This window comes from Streptomyces hirsutus, from assembly GCF_001418415.1.
In the GTDB taxonomy this organism is placed as follows: domain Bacteria; phylum Actinomycetota; class Actinomycetes; order Streptomycetales; family Streptomycetaceae; genus Streptomyces; species Streptomyces hirsutus.
Genome location: NZ_LIQT01000448.1, coordinates 2,809 through 4,956 on the forward strand (window position 1 = coordinate 2,809; position 2,148 = coordinate 4,956).

Genomic DNA, 2,148 nt, shown 5'->3' on the forward strand with positions numbered 1-2,148 from the left:
CCGACGGCGGCGGTGAGTTCGGTGTCCGGGAGGCCGGAGGAGCCGTGCAGGACGAGGGGGACGTCCAGGGCGGCGGACAGGCGTCCGAGGAGGGCGTGGTCGAGGGCGGCGGTGCGGGTGGTCATCGCGTGCGTGGTGCCGACGGCGACGGCGAGCGCGTCCACTCCCGAGTCGGTGACGAAGGCGCGGGCCTGGTCGGGGTCGGTGCGGGCACCGGGCGCGTGGGCGTCCAGCGGAGGCCTGCCGCCCTTGCCGCCGATCTCCCCCAGCTCCGCCTCGATCCACAGGCCCCGGGCGTGCGCCCAGTCGACGGCCGCCCGGGTCGCGGCCAGGTTCTCGGCGTAGGGCAGCCGGGCCGCGTCGTACATCACGGAGCCGAAGCCGGCGTCCGGGGCCTGGCGCAGCAGGGCGTCGCTCTGGACGTGGTCGAGGTGCAACGCGACGGGCACGGTGGCGCGTTCGGCGGCGGCGACGGCGGCACGGGCGAGCGGCAGCAGCCGGCCGTAGCGGAACTTGACCGCGTTCTCGCTGACTTGGATGACCACGGGGGCGTTCACCGACTCGGCGCCGGCGATGACGGCTTCGATGTGCTCCAGTGTGATGACGTTGAACGAGGCGACCGCCGATCCGTCCGTGGCGGCTCGGCCGACGAGTTCGCCGGTGGTGGTGAGGGGCACGGCCTGTCCTTCCGGCAGTCGGTGTCAGGAGTCGAGGACGATGGAGCGGGTGAGGTGGCGGGGACGGTCGGGGTCCAGGCCACGGGCCGCCGCCACGGCGACGGCCAGGCGCTGGGCGCGGACGAGTTCGGCCAGCGGGTCGAGGGCGCCCTGGATCCACGACCCTCCGGTGGCCCGCACCTGTTGGGCCAGGCCCTCCGGCGCGTCGCCCAGCATCCAGGTGGCCGTGGAGTGGGTGGTGACGCTGATGGGGCCGTGCCGGTACTCCATCGCCGGGTAGGACTCCGTCCACGCCAGCGCCGCCTCCCGCATCTTCAGCGCGGCCTCGTGGGCGAGGCCCACGGTCCAGCCGCGGCCGAGGAAGGTGAACTNNCGGCCGTGTCGCTGTGCAGGCCGAGATGAGCGCGGAGCAGGGTGAGTGCCGTGGTCGCGAACCGGGTCTGCACGACGGAGCGTTCGTCCGCGTAGTCGAGCACGACGGTCTCGTCCGCCGACGTCGTCACGGGGGTCTCCGGGTCGGCGGTGAGGGCGGTGGTGCGGGTGCCGCCCTTCAACCGGTCGAGCAGGCCGAGGACTTCGGTGGTGGTGCCGGAGCGGGTGAGGGCGACGACACGGTCGTAGGCGCGCCCGTACGGGAACTCCGAGGCGGCGAAGGCGTCCGTCTCGCCCTGGCCCGCTCCCTCGCGCAGGGCCGCCACCGCCTGGGCCATGAAGTACGAGGTGCCGCAGCCGACGACCGCGACCCGCTCCCCCGGCGTCGGGAGCACCCGGGCGTGCTCGCCGGCCTGCGCCGCGGCACGCGTCCAGCACTCGGGCTGACTCGTCAGCTCGTCCTCGACATATGTCATGACCGCCCCCACCCAGCTCGGTGATTGTTCTTGCAACATAGAGCGGCTTTTCGAGCACAATCAAGCATTCGAGCAGAAGTGGGGTGCGCTAGGGTCACCGTGGATCCGGAAAGGACCCGAGATGCCCCGGGACGGCCCGGGACGCCCGGAGGCCCGAGGTCCGGGAACGACGGGAACCGCACGACGGGAGGGCGGATGTCGCGGGACGCCCGCTGGCAGGCGCTGCTGGAACTGCTCGTGGAGCGAGGCCGGCTGGACGTCGACGAGACCGCCGCCGAGCTGGAGGTGTCGGCCGCGACGATCCGCCGGGACTTCGACCAGCTCGCCGAGCAGCAGATGCTGCTGCGCACCCGGGGCGGGGCGGTGGCGCACGGGGTGTCGTACGAGCTGCCGTTGCGCTACAAGACCGCGCGCCGCGCCTCCGAGAAGCAGCGCATCGCCCAGGCCGTGGCGGATCTGCTCGCAGCGGGCGAGGCCGTCGGGCTGACCGGCGGCACGACCACCACGGAGGTGGCGCGCGCGCTGGCGGTGCGGGGTGATCTCGCGTCCGGGTCGCCCGCGCTGACGGTGGTGACGAACGCGCTCAACATCGCGGGTGAGCTCGCCGTGCGGCCGCAGTTCAA

Annotated in this window: 3 protein-coding genes and 1 pseudogene; 1 reads left to right on the forward strand and 3 read right to left on the reverse strand. The window is 73.5% G+C overall.

Annotation, left to right across the window (positions count from 1 at the left end; translation table 11 throughout):
• The 3 genes and pseudogenes from AOK11_RS40825 to AOK11_RS45545 all read right to left on the reverse strand — a co-directional run.
• On the reverse strand, positions 1-677 hold a 677-nt coding region (locus AOK11_RS40825), incomplete at its 3' end, for a class II fructose-bisphosphate aldolase (RefSeq protein ID WP_079035176.1).
• A gap of 24 nt (positions 678-701) precedes the next feature.
• A partial coding sequence (locus tag AOK11_RS45540) for an SIS domain-containing protein (protein ID WP_420903028.1) occupies positions 702-1,048 on the reverse strand: 347 nt, incomplete at its 5' end.
• Positions 1,049-1,050: 2 nt separating this feature from the next.
• Positions 1,051-1,525: pseudogene (locus AOK11_RS45545) on the reverse strand (SIS domain-containing protein); the annotation flags it as partial.
• A 195-nt stretch (positions 1,526-1,720) separates the two neighbouring features.
• On the opposite strand from AOK11_RS45545, the gene AOK11_RS30075 reads away from it, so the two are divergent.
• Positions 1,721-2,148 (forward strand): DeoR family transcriptional regulator (locus tag AOK11_RS30075; RefSeq protein WP_157869475.1); only part of this gene is annotated, 428 nt, incomplete at its 3' end.